The organism is Pseudomonas sp. SZ40 (assembly GCF_052958135.1).
Genome location: NZ_JBQWIF010000012.1, coordinates 15382 through 32090 on the forward strand (window position 1 = coordinate 15382; position 16709 = coordinate 32090).

Genomic DNA, 16709 nt, shown 5'->3' on the forward strand with positions numbered 1-16709 from the left:
CGCAGTATCCCGGAGGTGGGCCGGTTGCTCAACTGGCACCGTTTTTCAGGCCGTTACCGAGTGTGTCCTTTCACCTGCTCAAACCCAGTGTCAGCGCGGCCAGCACGGCATAACGGGTGGTTTTCGCCAGGGTCACGATAAGCACGAAACGCCACAGCGGTTCACGCATGATGCCCGCCACCAGGGTCAGCGGGTCTCCGACCACCGGAAGCCAGCTGAGCAGCAGTGACCAGCGCCCATAGCGCCCGTACCAGCTTTGCGCTTGCTGCAGGCGTTGGTCGCTGACCGGGAACCAGCGGCGACCGCGGAAACGTTCTATATAACGGCCGAGCCACCAGTTGACCAGCGAACCGAGCACATTGCCCCCACTGGCCACCAGCAGCAGTAGCCACACTGGCTGGGCGCCGCCGAGCAGCAGTGCCACCAGCACCGCCTCGGACTGCAAGGGGAGCAGCGTCGCTGCACCGAATGCGCTGGTGAACAGTCCCAGGTAGGCGTAGATGTCCAGCAAGGCGAGGCGTCGTCAGGGCTTCTTGTCCTGCTCGGCATTGGCCATGATCTCTTCCAGCTTGAGGCCGGTCAGACCATGAATGGTGCGCCACAGGTAGTAGAAGATGGCCATCAGCATGATCATCGACGGGATGGCGATCATCGGGTAGCTGAGCAGCGTCATGCGGCCCAGCTCGTCGTTGAAGGCTTCGCTGCCCGCCGGGCTGGTGACGATCCACTTGGCCAGGATGTAGTTCATCGCCGAGGAGAAGAAAAAGGTGCCGCTGAGCCAGTAGGTGGCAAGCATCAGACGCGATTCGAAGCGCTCGGTATGACCGCCCTGTTCCAGGCGATCGTGAATCTTGTCGACGTTGAGCACCGTCTTGTTGAACAGCAGTGTGCGGATCAACGGATAGCGGGTGCGCGTCGACACCAGCACGGCGATGCCGATCAGGCCGGGAATGGCCGCTTCCTTGATCGCCAGCCACTGGTTGTCCAGGTGCAGCAGACCGATGCCGCCGGTGAGGATCACGCTGACCAGGCCGAGCAGGGCGACGAAGTTGAATTTGCGGTACTTGATCAGTTCGAACGCACCCCAGCACAGCGGGAAGGCGAGGGCCAGCACCAGTGCGCCATCCGGGCCCAGGCGAGCTTCGCCGCTGAGCTTCATGAGGATCAGCGAGGGGATCAGAATACTGATCAGCAGATCGATGAACGGGCGAGGTTTGTGTGTCGCGGGGGGCATCTGAGTGATATCGGTCATGTCATTGCGCGCAGGTGGACGAGCCCCGATGATCGCCTGCCTGAGGCTCAGGCGCCAGCCCGAATGTCGGCGCAATCACCACAAAGTCCTTCGGCGTCGTCAGGGGGTTCAAGACAAAGTGAGACAATTTGTCCGCTTGTAGAGGCCAGGGTGCAGTGGTAGCTGAAATTAACCGGGCGCTGCGGTAAAATTGACGGTCATCGCCGTCAGGTTTGCGTCGACAAACCAGTGGTACCGGCTCCGGTACTCGGCCAACTGATTTTATTGAAGCATTTAGGGGATGGCCAAATGGGCCCGTTGCGTCGCTACGGTGTGCTGTTGCTCGTGTCGCTGCTTTGCGCACACGCGAACGCCGGGCTGCGCATCCTTACCGAGCCTGGCCCGCCTACCGCGTTCATGCAGGACGGCGAGCTGCAGGGTTTTGGTGTGGATGTGGTGCGCGAGCTGATTACCCGCACCGGCTCCCAGGCGCAGATCGAGATGATGCCCTGGACGCGTGCCTACACCATCGCCCAGCGTGACCCGGATGTCGCACTGTTCGCCATGATGCGTACGCCGGACCGGGAGAAGCGTTTTCAGTGGGTCGGCCCGATTTTGCACGGCAAGGTGCGGTTCTACTCGCTGAAGTCGCGCAACCTGCAGGTCGACAGCATCGAGGACGTCGCCGCCAGCGGCCCGCTGGCCGTGCCCAAGCAGTGGTACAGCTACGAGGTCTTGAAAGAGCAGGGTTTGCAGAACCTTTATGGCGTACCGACGCCGGAAACCATGGTCACCATCTTTGCCCATGGGCGGGTCAATCTGATCCTGCTGGAGGACATCCTGCTGCGCGACATGCTTGCCCCGGCAGAGCTGGCGCCTGCCGACGTGCAGCCGCAGATGGTGTTCATGGAGTCGTCGTATTACATCGCCTTCTCCCTGGATACCGACCCGGCGATCGTCACTGCCTGGCAGCGCGAGCTGGCGGAAATGCGCCGTGACGGCAGCTTTTCGGCGATTTTCCGCCAGTGGCTGCCCGATGTAGAGCTGCCCGAGGCCCTGCGCTGAGTTGGCGGGATAATTGCTGCTCCCTGGCGGGATCCGCCATGGCCGGTGGCCCGAGACCCCGATTGGCGCGCAGGCAGCCCATGCAGCTGTCGTTCCGCGTCCGTGCCGGTAGCTGCAAGACACGAGAATTCGCTCAACGTGGCCGGAACAAGGCCGCTGGGCACCCGATTCATCTGACGTTTTGGACAATGCCTTATGTCGAACATGCAACGTGCTTCTCACCATGAACTGCGGCGCGCTTTCCGTGCCCTGCTGGCTTCGGACGCCTGCTACCACACCGCGTCGGTCTTCGACCCGATGTCCGCCCGGATCGCTGGTGACCTCGGCTTCGAGGTCGGTATCCTCGGTGGTTCTGTGGCTTCGCTGCAGGTGCTCGCCGCACCTGATTTCGCCCTCATCACCCTCAGCGAATTCGTCGAGCAGGCCACCCGCATCGGTCGCGTATCGAACCTGCCGGTGATCGCCGATGCCGACCACGGCTACGGCAATGCCCTGAACGTGATGCGCACCGTTGTCGAGCTGGAGCGTGCCGGTATCTCCGCGCTGACCATCGAAGACACCCTGTTGCCCGCGCAATTCAACCGCAAGTCGACGGATCTGATCAGCGTCGCCGAAGGTGTCGGCAAGGTGCGTGCAGCCCTCGAGGCGCGGGTCGATCGGGAGCTGGCGATCATCGCCCGTACCAACGCCGGCGTGCTCAGCGTCGATGAAGTGATCAAGCGCACCGTTGCCTATCAGAAGGCGGGCGCCGATGGCATCTGCATGGTGGGTGTCGAGGACTTCGAGCACCTGGAAAAGATCGCCGAACACCTCAGCGTGCCGTTGATGCTGGTGACCTACGGCAACCCCAAACTGCGTGACAACGCGCGCCTGGCCAAGCTGGGTGTACGTATCGTGGTCAACGGTCATGCCGCCTATTTCGCGGCCATCAAGGCGACCTACGATTGCCTGCGTGAGCAGCGCGAAGCCACTGCCAGTGACCTCAGCGCTTCCGAGCTGTCGCACAAGTACACCCAGCCCGAAGATTACGTGGCCTGGGCCGACGAGTTCATGAACGTCAAGGAATAACCCCGCTTCACCCGCCACGCCGGACAGCGGCCGCGCAACGCGAGCCGATTAGTCCGCCGTCGGCTGCCCCTTGCCAATCGCGTCTGCACGCTCCTATCTTCCGGTCAGCAGTATTCTTTTCGGGAGAGCGATATGGCCACCGGTTGGGCGCAAGACGGCGCCGTGCAGGAACAGATCGACAGCACCATCGAAGACGCCGTGCAGCGCGCGCGCAGTCAGTTACCCACAGGTGAAAGCCTTCGCCACTGCGAAGAATGCGATGCGCCGATTCCCGAAGCGCGACGCAAGGCCGTTCCCGGTGTGCGGCTGTGCGTCAACTGTCAGGCTCAGGCAGACAGCGAGCAGGCCAAGGCCGGTGGCTTCAATCGCCGCGGCAGCAAGGACAGCCAACTGCGCTAGTCAGATGGGGCGAGAGAGGGTCTTGTAGTAGATCGTATTGGCGCGGTACTGGCCGTCCGGGCCGCAGGCATAATCCGGCAGGCCGCCGATACAGGTATAGCCAAGTGCGCGATAGAGATTCTCGGCGTCACTGCCGGCCTCGGTATCAAGGTAGAGCAGACCACGCCGCAAGGCCTTCGCGTATGCCTCGAGGTGCTGCATCAGTAAACGCGCTATGCCTCGGCGCCGAGCGGCGCTCAGCACCAGCAACTTCTGCACTTCGCCACGATTCAGCCCGTTGGGCTTCAGGCACAGGCTGAATTGCACCGAACCCAGCAGTTGCCCCTCATCCTCGGCGACCCAGATCGCCAAGGTGCCGCTGCCCAGACTGTGGCGAACTTCACCGAAGTAGCGATCGGCCTCCTCCCTATCGATACCGGCAAGAAAACCCACCGACGCACCGTTGGCTACGGCATCGAGCAGCAGGGCGATCAGGCCTTGCCGGCAGTCGTCGAAAGCGCTCTGATCGAGCTGGCGGATCTGCACGGTCATGGCGTGCTCCGCTGTGGCGTCAGGATCAACTGCATGAAGGTCAGATCCAGCCAGCGGCCGAATTTGCAGCCGACCTGCGGCATCTGCCCGGTGATGGTGAAGCCCAGGCGCTCGTGCAGACGGACCGAAGCACCGTTGCCGCTTTCGATGGCGGCGACCATCACATGTTTGCCTACCTCGCGCGCTCGCTCGACCAGCGCCTGCATCAGCAGTGGGCCGAGGCCCTGGCCGCGCGTGTCATTGCGCACGTAGACGGAATGCTCGACCGTGTTGCAGAAACCTTCGAACGGCCGCCAGTCGCCGAACGACGCGTAACCCAGCACCTCCTCTGCCTCGTTGACCGCCACCAGAATCGGATAGCCCTGAACCGCCCGGGCGTCGAACCAGGCCTGGCGGTTGGCCAGGTCCACGGGACGTTCGTTCCAGATGGCGGTGGTGTTGAGCACGGCATCGTTGTAGATGGCGAGGATTGCGGGCAGGTCGCCGGCAATGGCATCACGGATAACGGCAGGCATGGTGTGTCTCTTGTCGAGTGGGGCCAGTGGATTGGCCCCGGATCAGGTTACTTGTCGCGATCGACGGCGAACGGCCCCCAGGCCTGACGGCTGGGCATGATTTCCAGGCGGTTGATGTTGATATGGGCGGGCAGGGTGGCAACGTAGAAAATCTGCTCGGCGATATCTTCCGCGCTCAACGGCGTGGTGGTGCTGTACAGCGCATCGGAGGCGGCCTGGTTGCCCTTGGTGCGTACCAGGGTGAACTCGGTTTCAGCCATGCCGGGGGCGATGTCGGTGACGCGTACGCCGGTGGACACCAGGTCACAGCGCAGGTTGAAGCTGAACTGTTTGACGAACGCCTTGCTGGCGCCATACACGTGGCCACCCGGGTAGGGCCATTCGCCGGCCACCGAGCCGATGTTGATGATGCTGGCACCCTTGCCGGTTTCCAGCAGCTTGGGCAGCACGGCGTGGGTAACGTTGACCAGACCGGTGATGTTGGTGTCGATCATGGTGTGCCAGTCTTGCAGGGCAACCTTCTGCGCTGCCTCAGGCGCCAGGGCCAGGCCGGCGTTGTTGATCAGCGCATGGATCTTGTCGAACGGTGCAGGCAGGCTGTCGACCAGGGCTTGCACGGCAGTGGCGTCACGCACGTCGAGGGTGGCGATATGCACCGGCACCTTGGCTTCCAGTTCGGCCTTGAGTTCTTCCAGGCGCTCCTGGCGACGGCCGCTGAGTACCAGGCCCCAGCCTGCTTCGGCGAAGCGGCGAGCGGTGGCGCGGCCGAAGCCGGAAGTGGCACCGGTGATGAAAACTACCTTGGTCATGTTCTGCCTCTTGTCTGTCGTCAGTGAGAATCGCTGAGCCGGTGCAGGGTTCTGCCGCGTGGCGACTGTCCAGCTCCTGATCGAGTGCCGAGGTAGGCTCGTCGACGCGCATCATCGCCTCCGGGAACGCCTGCGGGTTGGCCCGCAGGTGACGACCGCGTGGTGGCGGACGGCAAGGATAACCGCCCTGATCGGAGGCGCGTAGATACAGTGACGGGCATTTTCCGCACTGCCTGGTCCTGACGACGGCTCGATGGGGGCACCGGGGCGGGTGTCCAGTCGCCTGCTAGATCGCCACCAGGCCGCGTACGCCATCCGCTTCCATGGTTTCGCCACGCCCCTGCTGGACGATTTCGCCACGGCTCATCACCAGGTACTGGTCGGCCAGTTCGGCAGCGAAATCGTAGAACTGCTCGACCAGCAGAATGGCCATGTCGCCACGGGCGGCGAGCTTCTTGATCACCACGCCGATTTCCTTGATCACCGAGGGCTGGATGCCTTCCGTGGGTTCGTCGAGGATCAGCAAGCGTGGCTGGCTGGCCAGGGCACGGCCGATGGCCAACTGTTGCTGCTGGCCGCCGGACAGGTCGCCGCCGCGGCGGTGTTTCATTTCCAGCAGCACGGGGAACAGCTCGTAGATGAAGGCCGGAACCTCCTTGGCCTGGCTGCCGGGAAAGCGCGACAGGCCCATCAGCAGGTTTTCCTCGACGGTCAGGCGGCCGAAGATTTCGCGGCCCTGGGGCACGTAGGCGATGCCGGCGTGCACCCGCTGGTGCGGCTTGAAGCCGGTGATCGGCTTGCCTTCCCAACTGACCTGGCCCTGCTTGGCCGGCAGCAGGCCCATCAGGCATTTGAGCAGGGTGGTCTTGCCCACGCCGTTGCGCCCAAGCAGGCAGGTAACCTCGCCGACCTTCACGTCGAAAGACAGGCCGCGCAGGATGTGGCTGCCGCCGTAGTACTGGTGTAGCTGTTGGACTTGCAGCATGGCTTACCCCTTGATCGTTCCCACGCTCTGCGTGAGCAACTCATTTCCCTGTAGGAGCTGGCTTGCCAGTGAAGAGGCCGGCACATCTAGCATCGCCGGCAAGCCGGCTCCTACCCATCATGGTCGTTCCCGCTGTCTGCGGGCGACGACTCAGCGGCCCAGATAAACCTCGATCACTCGTTCGTTGGCCTGCACGGCGTCGAGCGAGCCTTCGGCCAGCACGCGGCCCTGGTGCAGCACGGTGACGTGGTCGGCGATGGTGCCGACGAAACCCATGTCGTGCTCGACCACCATCAGCGAGTGCTTGCGTGCCAGGGACTTGAACAGCTCGGCGGTGAATTCGGTTTCCGCGTCGGTCATGCCGGCCACGGGTTCGTCGAGCAGCAGCAACTGCGGATCCTGCACCAGCAGCATGCCAATCTCGAGAAACTGCTTCTGGCCATGGGACAGCAAGCCTGCCGGGCGCTGGCGCGAGGCGTCGAGCCGGATGGTGGCGAGCACCTCGTCGATACGGTCGCGCTGCTCGCCGCTGAGTCTGGCGCGCAGGCTGGCCCATACGGACTTGTCGGTCTTCTGTGCCAGTTCGAGGTTTTCGAACACGCTCAGCGCCTCGAAAACCGTTGGCTTCTGGAACTTGCGACCGATCCCGGCCTGGGCGATCTGCACTTCGCTCATCTGCGTCAGGTCGAAGGTTTCGCCGAAGTAGGCGACGCCACTGTTGGGCCGGGTCTTGCCGGTGATCACGTCCATCAGGGTGGTCTTGCCGGCGCCGTTGGGGCCGATGATGCAGCGCAGTTCGCCGACGCCGATGTACAGCGTCAGGTCGGTCAGCGCCTTGAAGCCGTCGAAGGACACGTTGATGTCCTCCAGCGTCAGAATGGTGCCGTGGCGCGTGTTCAGGCCACTGCCCGCACTCTGGCCCAGGCCGATGGCGTCGCGGCTGCTGCCTGCCGGGTCGATCAGCATTTCCGGAATCGGTGCACTTCTCATGACTTGTCCCCTCGTTTGAGCAGGCCGATTACACCCTTGGGCAGAAAAAGGGTGACCACGATGAACAGCGCGCCGAGAGCGAACAGCCAGTACTCGGGGAAGGCCACGGTGAACCAGCTCTTCATGCCGTTGACCAGGCCCGCGCCGAGCAGGGGGCCGATCAGCGTGCCACGCCCGCCGAGCGCTACCCACACGGCGGCCTCGATGGATTGCGTCGGAGCCATTTCGCTAGGGTTGATGATGCCCACCTGAGGCACGTACAGCGCACCGGCCAGGCCGCAGAGCACGGCGCTCAGCACCCAGATGAACAGCTTGTAGCCGCGCGGATCGTAGCCGCAGAACATCAGGCGGTTCTCGGCATCGCGCAGGGCGGTCAGCACCCGGCCGAATTTGCTGCGCGCAAGGCGCCAGCCCAGATACAGGCTGCTGACCAGCAACACGACGGTCAGAAAGAACAGCGTGGCGCGGGTGCTCGCTGCGGTGATCTCGAAACCGAGGATGCTGCGGAAGTTGGTGAAGCCGTTGTTGCCGCCAAAGCCGGTCTCGTTGCGAAAGAACAGCAGCATGCCGGCGAAGGTCAGTGCCTGGGTCATGATCGAGAAATACACGCCCTTGATCCGCGAACGAAAGGCGAAGAAGCCGAACACCAGGGCCAGCAGCCCAGGCGCCAGCACCACCAGGCACATGGCCCAGAGGAAGTTGTCGGTGCCGTACCAGTACCAGGGCAACTCGGTCCAGGCGAGGAAGCTCATGAACGCCGGCAGGCCGTCGCCAGCCGCTTCGCGCATCAGGTACATGCCCATGGCATAGCCGCCGAGGGCGAAGAACAGGCCATGGCCGAGGGACAGCAGGCCGGCGTAGCCCCAGACCAGATCGAGCGCCAGGGCGACGACGCAGTAGCAGAGGATCTTGCCGACCAGGGTCAGCGTGTAAGCCGAGACGTGCAGGGCATGCTCACCGGGCAGCAGGTGCAGCAGCGGCATGGCGAGCAGCACGACGAGCACCAGCAGGCCGAGGGCCAGCGACACCTGCGGGCCAAGCTTATGGCTGGCGCGGGCCAGTAGCGTTTGGTTGGCGGCGTTCATTGGTGAATCCCCTGTAAGCCGACCTGTGGGAGCGCGCCATGAGCGCGAACGATGGTGGGGATGCAGTCGCTGGCATGGCCAGCTCCCACAGGGCGCGCCAGGTTGTCCAAGTGCGTGCTGCCGACCTGTGGGAGCGCGCCATGCGCGCGAACGATGGTGGGGATGCAGCCGCTGACATGGCCAGCTCCCTCAGGGCGCGCTGGGTTGTTCAAGTACGTGCTGCCAGCCTGTGGGAGCGCGCCATGCGCGCGAACGATTGCGGCGATGCCGTCGCTGGCATGGCCAGCGCCCTCAGGGCGCGCCAGGTTGTTCAAGTGCGTGCTGCCGACCTGTGGGAGCGCGCCATGCGCGCGAACGATGGCGGTGACGCAGTCGCTGGCATGGCCAGCTCCCTCAGGGCGCGCCGGGTTGTTCAAGTAAGTGCTGCCAGCCTGTGGGAGCGCGCCATGCGCGCGAACGATGGCGGTGACGCAGTCGCTGGCTTGGCCAGCTGCCACTGGGCGCGCCGGGTTGTTCAAGTGCGTGCTGCCGGCCTGTAGGAGCGCGCCATGCGCGCGAACGATGGTGGTGACGCAGTCGCTGGCATGGCCAGCTCCCACGGTGCAGAAGGTCATGGTGCTCAATCGATCACCCTCCCTTTCAGGGCGAACAAGCCTTGCGGACGTTTCTGAATGAACAGAATGATCAGCGCGAGGATGAGGATCTTGCCGAGCACGGCGCCGATCTGTGGTTCCAGGATCTTGTTGGCGATGCCCAGGCCGAAGGCCGCCATGACGCTGCCGGCCAGTTGGCCGACGCCACCGAGTACCACCACCAGGAAGGAATCGATGATGTAGCTCTGGCCGAGATCCGGGCCGACGTTGCCGATCTGGCTGAGGGCCACGCCGCCCAGGCCGGCGATACCCGAGCCGAGACCGAAGGCCATCATGTCCACTCGGCCGGTGGGTACGCCGCAGCAGGCGGCCATGTTGCGGTTCTGGGTGACGGCGCGCACGTTGAGCCCCAGGCGGGTCTTGTTCAGCAGCAACCAGGTCAGCACCACCACGGCCAGGGCGAAACCGATGATCACGATGCGGTTGTAAGGCAGCACCAGGTTGGGCAGCACCTGGATGCCACCGGACAGCCAGTAGGGGTTGGCCACCTCGACGTTCTGCGCACCGAACAGCACGCGTACCAGCTGGATCAGGATCAGGCTGATGCCCCAGGTGGCGAGCAGGGTTTCCAGTGGCCGGCCGTAGAGGTGACGAATCACCGTGCGCTCCAGCGCCATGCCGATGATGGCGGTCACGCAGAAAGCCACCGGCAGTGCCACCAGCGGGTAAAGCGCCAGGGCTTCGGGAACGAAGCGCTGGAAGAGGATCTGCACCATGTAGGTGGAATAGGCACCGAGCATCAGCATCTCGCCGTGGGCCATGTTGATCACCCCGAGCAGGCCGAAGGTGATGGCCAGGCCAAGCGCGGCGAGCAACAGAATCGATCCCAGGCTCATGCCACTGAATGCCTGGCCGAGCAGCTCGCCGATCAGCAGCTTGCGCTTGACCTGCGCCAGGCTGGTTTCGGCGGCGGTGCGCACGGCTGCGTCGCTTTCCACGCCGGGCTCCAGCAGATTTTCCAGGCGCGTACGGGCCAGCGGCTCGCCGGTTTCACCGAGCAGGCGCACGGCAGCGAGGCGCACCGCAGGGTTGGCGTCGACCAGTTGCAGGTTGGCCAGGGCCAGGGTCAGGGCGTCGCGAATCACGTCGTCGTCCTCGCGGTCCAGCGTCTGGGCGAGCAGGGGCAATTGTGCCGGCTGGGCGCTCTTCTGCAACTGCACAGCAGCACTCAGCCGCTGTGCCGGCTCTTCGGCAAGCAACTGATGGCTGGCCTGGGCGTTGGCGATCAGGCCACGCAGGCGATTGTTCAGGCGCAATTTGCGCGGGTTGTCCACAGGGGATGCTTCACCCTCGGCAGCCTGGTAGCCGTCGCTGGTTTCGATGAACGCGGTCTTTTCGCTATCCGCAGCCACGCGGCCCTGCTGCAGTGCATCGAGCAGCGGCTGGCGCTTCGGGTCGGGCATGGCGGCCCAACTTTCCAGCAGCTTTGCCTGCTGTGCCGGGCTGGCGGCGACGAAATCGTCGGCCTCGCCCGCCTGAGCGACGAACGGCAGCAGGAGCAGCAGGCCTAGAAATAGTCGGACAAAGGTGTTGTGCATGGGGATGTCCTAGGTTGCCCGATAAAACCGGGGAACGTAGGAGCTGGCTTGCCAGCGATCGCTCTTGAGTAGTGAGTCGCTCTGAAGATCGATCGCCAGCAAGCTGGCTCCTACTGATAGCTGACGCGTCGGATCAGTTCGACTTCACCGGGGTGTCGCTTTTCTTGTCGTTGCCTTCGATGTACGGGCTCCACGGCTGGGCGCGAACCGGGCCGTCGGTTTCCCAGACCACGGAGAACTGACCGTCGTCCTGGACTTCGCCGATCATCACCGGCTTGTGCAGGTGGTGATTCTTCTCGTCCATCTTCAGGGTGAAACCGCTCGGTGCGGCGAACTCCTGGCCGGCCATGGCGGCACGCACCTTGTCGACGTCGGTGGTGCCGGCCTTTTCGACGGCCTGGGCCCACATGTGGATGCCCACGTAGGTGGCTTCCATCGGGTCGTTGGTGACCACGGTGTCGGCGTTCGGCAGCTTCTTGGCCTTGGCGTAGGCTTTCCAGTCGGCGACGAATTTCTCGTTGACCGGGTTCTCCACCGACTGGAAGTAGTTCCATGCGGCCAGGTGACCGACCAGCGGCTTGGTGTCGATACCGCGCAGTTCTTCTTCACCTACCGAGAAGGCCACCACCGGTACGTCGGTGGCTTCGATGCCCTGGTTGGCCAGTTCCTTGTAGAACGGCACGTTGGAGTCACCGTTGACGGTGGAAACCACCGCGGTCTTGCCGCCGGCGGAGAACTTCTTGATGTTGGCGACGATGGTCTGGTAATCGCTGTGGCCGAACGGCGTGTAGACCTCTTCGATGTCCTTGTCCTGAACGCCCTTGCTGTGCAGGAAGGCGCGCAGGATCTTGTTGGTGGTGCGCGGGTAGACGTAATCGGTGCCGAGCAGGAAGAAACGCTTGGCGGCGCCGCCGTCTTCGCTGAGCAGGTACTCCACCGCCGGGATCGCCTGCTGGTTCGGCGCCGCGCCGGTGTAGAACACGTTCGGCGACATTTCTTCGCCTTCGTACTGCACGGGGTAGAACAGCAGGCCATTGAGTTCTTCATAGACCGGCAGCACCGATTTACGCGATACCGACGTCCAGCAGCCGAAAGTCACCGCGACCTTGTCCTGGGTCAGCAACTGACGGCCACGCTCGGCGAACAGAGGCCAGTTGGAGGCCGGGTCGACCACCACCGCTTCGAGCTGCTTGCCGAGCACACCGCCCTTGGCGTTGATCTCGTCGATGGTCATCAGCGCCATGTCTTTGAGCGAGGTTTCCGAAATGGCCATGGTGCCGGACAGCGAGTGCAGGACGCCGACCTTGATGGTCTCGGCGGCCTGGATGCTCCAGCTCAGGCCCATGGCGACGATGGACGCGGAAAGGGTGAAGGCCTTGATCAGGCTGCGACGTTGCATAGGACGATCTCCATTGACTGACGAGTTTTATGTTGTTGGCAGTGGATCAAGGGACACCACATCAGCCCTGCGCCTGTACGGCCCGCTCGCGGGCGTTGTGCAGCATGTGCAGGGTGATCTTGCGCACTTCCGCCTTGCTGACCTCTATGTGGGTCTTCAGCAACAGCTGTGCTTCTTCGCAACGACGCGACAGGATCGCGCCGAGGATGCGTGCGTGCTCCTCGTAGGTGGCTTCCACCCGAGGCGTTTTGGTGAAGTCCAGGCGACGGACGATGCGAATTTTTTCGCTGATTTCGCGGTGCAGGCGAGCCATCTCGCGGTTGCCGGTGGCCTCCACCAGCTGGCAGTGGAAGCGTTCGTCGAGCAGCGACACTTCGCGGCCATCTGGCGGGCGTTGCTCGGGCGGTGCCGTCCAGATGTGGCGCAGTTCTTCCAATTGTTCTGGCGTTTCACCCGCCGGGCGGTCGCACAGGCGCCGAACCGCCGCCAGCTCGAGCACGATGCGCACGTCGTAGAGCTCTTCGAAATGATGGAAGTCGAACGGCTTGACCTGCCAGCCGCTGCGGAAATACACCTCCAGGTAACCCTCGCGCTCCAGGCGATAGAGCGCCTGGCGCACCGGTGTGCGGCTGGCGGCCATGCGCTCGGCCACCTCACCTTCGCTGAAACGATCGCCCGGCAGCAGGCGGAACTCGGAAATGTCGTCCTTGAGCTGCCCGTAGATACGCTCTGCGAGGTTCTCCGGACGCTCCTTGCCGCGCTTGATCGGGTCGACCAGTTGCATGTCAGGCCGCCTCGCTCGGGTCGAGGATCAGCAGCACGTCGCCCGGGGTGACCGCCTTGCCCGGCTGGCAGCGCACGGCCTTGACCGTTCCCGCTGCCGGTGCGAGCACGGCCAGCTCCATCTTCATCGCCTCGACCACCAGCAACGGCGTACCGGCTTCGACATACTGGCCAGGCTCGACCAGTACCTTCCAGACGCTGCCGCACATGTCGGCGCTGACCACCTGACCATCGACGGCTTCGTCCTCCTCGCTGCTGGCAACGGGCGCGGCGTGGCTGTCGGCGTCGTCGTCGCGCCACAGCTGCACTTCGGCATCGAAGGCCTGCTTCTGCAATTGCTGGAAGCTGGCGATGCTGCTGGCGTTGTCGGCCAGGAAGCGCTGGTATTCGGCGAAATCGAAGGTGCTCTGCTCGATCTTGATTTGCGCGCGGCCTTCACGGAAGGCGTCGCGGAATTCGTCCAGCTCGGCTTCGCTGACCGGGTAGAAACGCACCTGATCGAAGAAGTGCAGCAGCCACGGCTGGCCGTTGGCGAACTGGGGGTTCTTCACGAACTTGTTCCAGATCGGCAGGGTACGGCCGACCAGCTGGTAGCCGCCGGGCGAGTCCATGCCGTAGATGCACATGTACATGCCGCCGATACCCACGGTGCCTTCGGCGGTGTAGGTACGTGCCGGGTTGTACTTGGAGCTGAGCAGCCGGTGGCGCGGGTCGAGCGGCACGGCGCAGGGCGCGTCGAGGTAGACGTCGCCGAGGCCGAGGATCAGGTAGCTGGCCTCGAAGAGGATATCGCGCACGTCCTCGCGGCTGGCCAGGCCATTGGCGCGCTGGATGAAGTCGACGTTGTTCGGCAGCCACGGGGCCTGGCTGCGCACGGTCTCGCTGTAACGGGTGACGGCAGCGAGGGTGGCGCTGTCTTCGAAGGCCATCGGCAGGTGAACGATGCGGGTCGGCACCTTGAGATTCGCCACATCGCCCAGCTCGCGCTCGAGGCGCAGCAGGTGATCGAGCAGCGCCTGCTGATGCAGTACGCGGCTGTCGTAACGCAGCTGCAGCGAACGCACACCCGGCGCCAGCTCTTCCAGGCCAGCGAGTGGCTCGGCCTTGAGGGCCTCCATCAGCAGGTGCACGCGCAGGCGCAGCGCCAGGTCGAGCACGTTGTCGCCGTATTCGAGCAGGATGTACGCATCGCCCGCCTGGCGGTAGACCGCGCGCGGGCGGCTGCCATCGGCCGGCAGCTCAGCCAGCACGGTGGCCGACACGGTGTCGCCCGGCTGCAGGCTAGGCGCCGGCAGCTGTACGGCATTGACCGCGCTTAGGCTTTGCAGGCTACCCAATTGCGCCTGCTCCAGCGCCTGAGCCTGCTCGAAGCTGATCGGATGAAAACGCAGGGTGTCGCCTGGCTTGACCTGGCCGACTTTCCACAGCTCGGCCTTGGCGATGGTCACCGGGCAGACGAAGCCGCCCAGGCTCGGGCCGTCCTTGGTGAGAATCACCGGGAAGTCGCCGGTGAAGTTGATCGCGCCGATGGCGTATTCGCAGTCATGCACGTTGGACGGATGCAGGCCGGCTTCGCCGCCGTCGGCGCGGGTCCAGCTCGGCTTCGGCCCGGAGAGGCGCACGCCCAGGCGGTTGGAGTTGTAGTGCACCTGCCAGTCGGCGGCGAAGAACTGCTCGATCGCTTCGGGCGTGAAGAAGTCCGGCGCACCGTGGGGGCCATAGAGCACACCGATGTTCCAGGTCGTGCCGTACTCGGGAACCAGACTGGTATCCAGCGCCTGGGGCTCGCTGACCGGCGCCGGCGTGGTGCAGGCGGGCAAGTCCTGGGAGATGGCCAGCATGTCGGCGGTGCGCAGGGTGCGCCCGGCATGGCCGCCGAATTCGCCGAGGGCGAAGGTCGAGCGGCTGCCCAGGTACACGGGCACATCGAAGCCGCCGCGCACGGCGAGGTAAGTACGGCAGCCACTTTGCGCGCGGCCGAGCTTGAGCACTTGACCTGCCTTGATGGCGATTGGCGCCCAATAGGGCACGCTCTCACCATCCAGCTCGGCCGGGCAGTCAGCACCGGCCAGGGCGATCAGCGCATCGCTGTGGAAGCGCAGGCTCGGGCCCTGCAGGGTGAACTCCAGCCCGGCAGCGCTCTGGTGGTTGCCGACGATGCGGTTGGCCAGGCGGAACGCGTAGTCGTCCATCGGCCCGGATGGCGGCACGCCGATGTCCCAGTAGCCGAGGCGACCGGGGAAATCCTGCACGCTGCTGTAAGTGCCGGGCTCCAGCACTTCGACCACCTGCGCCGCGTAGCTGAAGGTGTCGAGCAGGCGGGTCCAGATCTGTGCGGCGTGGAAGCGCGGCTCGGCAACTACCTGGCGCAGGTAGTCGAGGTTGCTGGCGATACCGTGCAGACGGGTTTCGCCCAGCGCTTTCTGTAGCTTGGCAATGGCCTCGTCGCGCGTGGCGGCGTGGACGATCAGTTTGGCGATCATCGGGTCGTAGAAGGCCGACACTTCGCTACCGGTACTGACCCAGCCATCGACACGGACGTCGTCCGGGAAGTGCACGTCGGTCAGCACGCCCGGGCTGGGCTGGAAGTTCTTCAGCGGGTCTTCGGCATAGATGCGCACTTCGATGGCCGCACCTTGCGGGGCGCGGCTCAGAGCGACCCAGTCCAGCTCGTCGCCTGCGGCCACGCGCAGCATGCACTCGATGAGATCCAGGCCGGTGACCATCTCGGTCACCGGGTGCTCGACCTGCAGGCGGGTGTTCACTTCGAGAAAGTAGAAATCGTCGCGAGCGGCGTCGTAGATGAACTCCACGGTGCCGGCACTGCGGTAGCTCACCGACTCGCCCAGCTCGACAGCAGCGGCATGCAGGCGCTCGCGGGTGGCTTGCGGCAGGTTCGGTGCCGGGGTTTCCTCGACCACCTTCTGGTTGCGCCGCTGCAGCGAGCAGTCGCGCTCTCCCAGGGCTGCCACGCGGCCTTTGCCATCACCGAATATCTGCACTTCGACATGACGCGCCTGGTCGACGAAGCGCTCGAGGAATACCCCCGAATCACTGAAGAACTGCTCGCCCATGCGCTTGACACCGTCATAGGCGCTGGCCAGGGCCACGGCGTCGGCGCAGCGGGTCAGGCCGATACCGCCGCCGCCCGCGGTGGTCTTGAGCATCACCGGGTAGCCGATGCCTTCGGCGGCCGCCAGGGCTTCGTCGAGGCTCTGCAGCAGGCCGGTGCCGGGCGCCATCGGCACCTGCGCGTCGGCGGCCAGCTCGCGAGCCCGGTGCTTGAGGCCGAACTCGCGGATCTGCGTCGGCGTCGGGCCGACGAAGGCGATGCCCGCGTTTTCACAGGCCTCGGCGAATTCGGCGCTTTCCGAGAGGAAGCCATAACCGGGATAGATCGCCTGGGCGCCAGTTTCCTTGGCGGCAGCGAGAATCTTGTCGATACGCAGGTAGCTGTCGGCGGCCTTGTCACCGCCCAGCGCCACGGCCACGTCGGCATCACGTACATGCTGGGCATTGCGGTCGGCGTCCGAATACACCGCCACGCTCTTCACGCCGAGACGCTTGAGGGTGCGGATGGCGCGGACGGCGATCTCGCCACGGTTGGCGATCAGTACGGTATGGAACATCGGTTTGTTTCTCCAGGCAGATTCGGCGG

16 protein-coding genes are annotated in these 16709 nt (G+C 64.4%); 4 read left to right on the forward strand and 12 right to left on the reverse strand.

Annotation, left to right across the window (positions count from 1 at the left end; translation table 11 throughout):
- Positions 1 to 70: 70 nt before the first annotated feature.
- Together ACT9T4_RS11785 and ACT9T4_RS11790 are read right to left on the reverse strand one after the other, a co-directional pair.
- Positions 71 to 511 (reverse strand): YqaA family protein, encoded by a 441-nt coding sequence (locus ACT9T4_RS11785; RefSeq protein ID WP_179539272.1) that lies wholly within the window; start codon positions 509 to 511, stop codon positions 71 to 73.
- Between the two features lie 12 nt (positions 512 to 523).
- Positions 524 to 1252 carry a VC0807 family protein gene (locus tag ACT9T4_RS11790; RefSeq protein WP_179539271.1) on the reverse strand — a complete coding sequence of 243 codons (729 nt, stop codon included), beginning with the start codon at positions 1250 to 1252 and terminating at the stop codon, positions 524 to 526.
- Between the two features lie 288 nt (positions 1253 to 1540).
- On the opposite strand from ACT9T4_RS11790, the gene ACT9T4_RS11795 reads away from it, so the two are divergent.
- From ACT9T4_RS11795 to ACT9T4_RS11805, 3 genes are all read left to right on the forward strand, one after another.
- Positions 1541 to 2296 carry a substrate-binding periplasmic protein gene (locus tag ACT9T4_RS11795; RefSeq protein ID WP_042553845.1) on the forward strand — a complete coding sequence of 252 codons (756 nt, stop codon included), beginning with the start codon at positions 1541 to 1543 and terminating at the stop codon, positions 2294 to 2296.
- 204 nt (positions 2297 to 2500) lie between these two features.
- Positions 2501 to 3364, forward strand: coding sequence for an isocitrate lyase/PEP mutase family protein (locus ACT9T4_RS11800; protein WP_042553856.1), 864 nt, complete (start codon positions 2501 to 2503; stop codon positions 3362 to 3364).
- A gap of 132 nt (positions 3365 to 3496) precedes the next feature.
- Complete coding sequence (locus ACT9T4_RS11805; RefSeq protein WP_042553846.1) at positions 3497 to 3763, forward strand: DksA/TraR family C4-type zinc finger protein; 267 nt, start codon at positions 3497 to 3499, stop codon at positions 3761 to 3763.
- Here ACT9T4_RS11805 and ACT9T4_RS11810 read toward each other — a convergent pair whose 3' ends face one another.
- From ACT9T4_RS11810 to urtC, 6 genes are all read right to left on the reverse strand, one after another.
- Positions 3764 to 4294, reverse strand: coding sequence for a GNAT family N-acetyltransferase (locus ACT9T4_RS11810; RefSeq protein ID WP_499117074.1), 531 nt, complete (start codon positions 4292 to 4294; stop codon positions 3764 to 3766).
- Positions 4291 to 4809: a GNAT family N-acetyltransferase gene (locus ACT9T4_RS11815; protein WP_179539269.1), complete on the reverse strand. Its 519-nt coding sequence runs from the start codon at positions 4807 to 4809 to the stop codon at positions 4291 to 4293. The genes ACT9T4_RS11810 and ACT9T4_RS11815 overlap by 4 nt, the downstream gene beginning before the upstream one ends.
- A gap of 47 nt (positions 4810 to 4856) precedes the next feature.
- Positions 4857 to 5618, reverse strand: coding sequence for an SDR family NAD(P)-dependent oxidoreductase (locus ACT9T4_RS11820; protein WP_042553849.1), 762 nt, complete (start codon positions 5616 to 5618; stop codon positions 4857 to 4859).
- Between the two features lie 286 nt (positions 5619 to 5904).
- A complete protein-coding gene (gene urtE, locus ACT9T4_RS11825) occupies positions 5905 to 6603 on the reverse strand; it encodes an urea ABC transporter ATP-binding subunit UrtE (protein ID WP_179539268.1) in 699 nt (232 codons plus the stop codon).
- A 150-nt stretch (positions 6604 to 6753) separates the two neighbouring features.
- The gene (urtD, locus tag ACT9T4_RS11830; RefSeq protein WP_042553851.1) at positions 6754 to 7593 is read right to left on the reverse strand and encodes an urea ABC transporter ATP-binding protein UrtD; all 840 of its coding nucleotides are present in this window, start codon (positions 7591 to 7593) and stop codon (positions 6754 to 6756) included.
- The gene (gene urtC / locus ACT9T4_RS11835; protein ID WP_499117077.1) at positions 7590 to 8678 is read right to left on the reverse strand and encodes an urea ABC transporter permease subunit UrtC; all 1089 of its coding nucleotides are present in this window, start codon (positions 8676 to 8678) and stop codon (positions 7590 to 7592) included. Before urtC ends, urtD begins: the two co-directional genes overlap by 4 nt.
- A 38-nt stretch (positions 8679 to 8716) precedes the next feature.
- Here urtC and ACT9T4_RS11840 point away from each other — a divergent pair, with 38 nt between their 5' ends.
- The gene (locus tag ACT9T4_RS11840; RefSeq protein ID WP_499117079.1) at positions 8717 to 9217 is read left to right on the forward strand and encodes a hypothetical protein; all 501 of its coding nucleotides are present in this window, start codon (positions 8717 to 8719) and stop codon (positions 9215 to 9217) included.
- A gap of 80 nt (positions 9218 to 9297) precedes the next feature.
- Here the strand turns inward: ACT9T4_RS11840 and urtB are convergent, their stop codons facing one another.
- The 4 genes from urtB to uca all read right to left on the reverse strand — a co-directional run bounded on the left by urtB (position 9298) and on the right by uca (position 16680).
- Entirely contained in the window at positions 9298 to 10869 is a 1572-nt protein-coding gene (urtB, locus tag ACT9T4_RS11845) for an urea ABC transporter permease subunit UrtB (RefSeq protein WP_499117081.1), read from the reverse strand.
- 133 nt (positions 10870 to 11002) lie between these two features.
- Positions 11003 to 12268: an urea ABC transporter substrate-binding protein gene (gene urtA, locus ACT9T4_RS11850; protein ID WP_042555069.1), complete on the reverse strand. Its 1266-nt coding sequence runs from the start codon at positions 12266 to 12268 to the stop codon at positions 11003 to 11005.
- Positions 12269 to 12329: 61 nt separating this feature from the next.
- Positions 12330 to 13052, reverse strand: a complete 723-nt coding sequence (locus ACT9T4_RS11855) for a GntR family transcriptional regulator (RefSeq protein ID WP_499117084.1) — start codon at positions 13050 to 13052, stop codon at positions 12330 to 12332.
- 1 nt (position 13053) lies between these two features.
- On the reverse strand, positions 13054 to 16680 hold the full coding sequence (gene uca, locus ACT9T4_RS11860) for an urea carboxylase (protein WP_499117086.1): 3627 nt from the start codon (positions 16678 to 16680) through the stop codon (positions 13054 to 13056).
- Positions 16681 to 16709 lie beyond the last annotated feature (29 nt).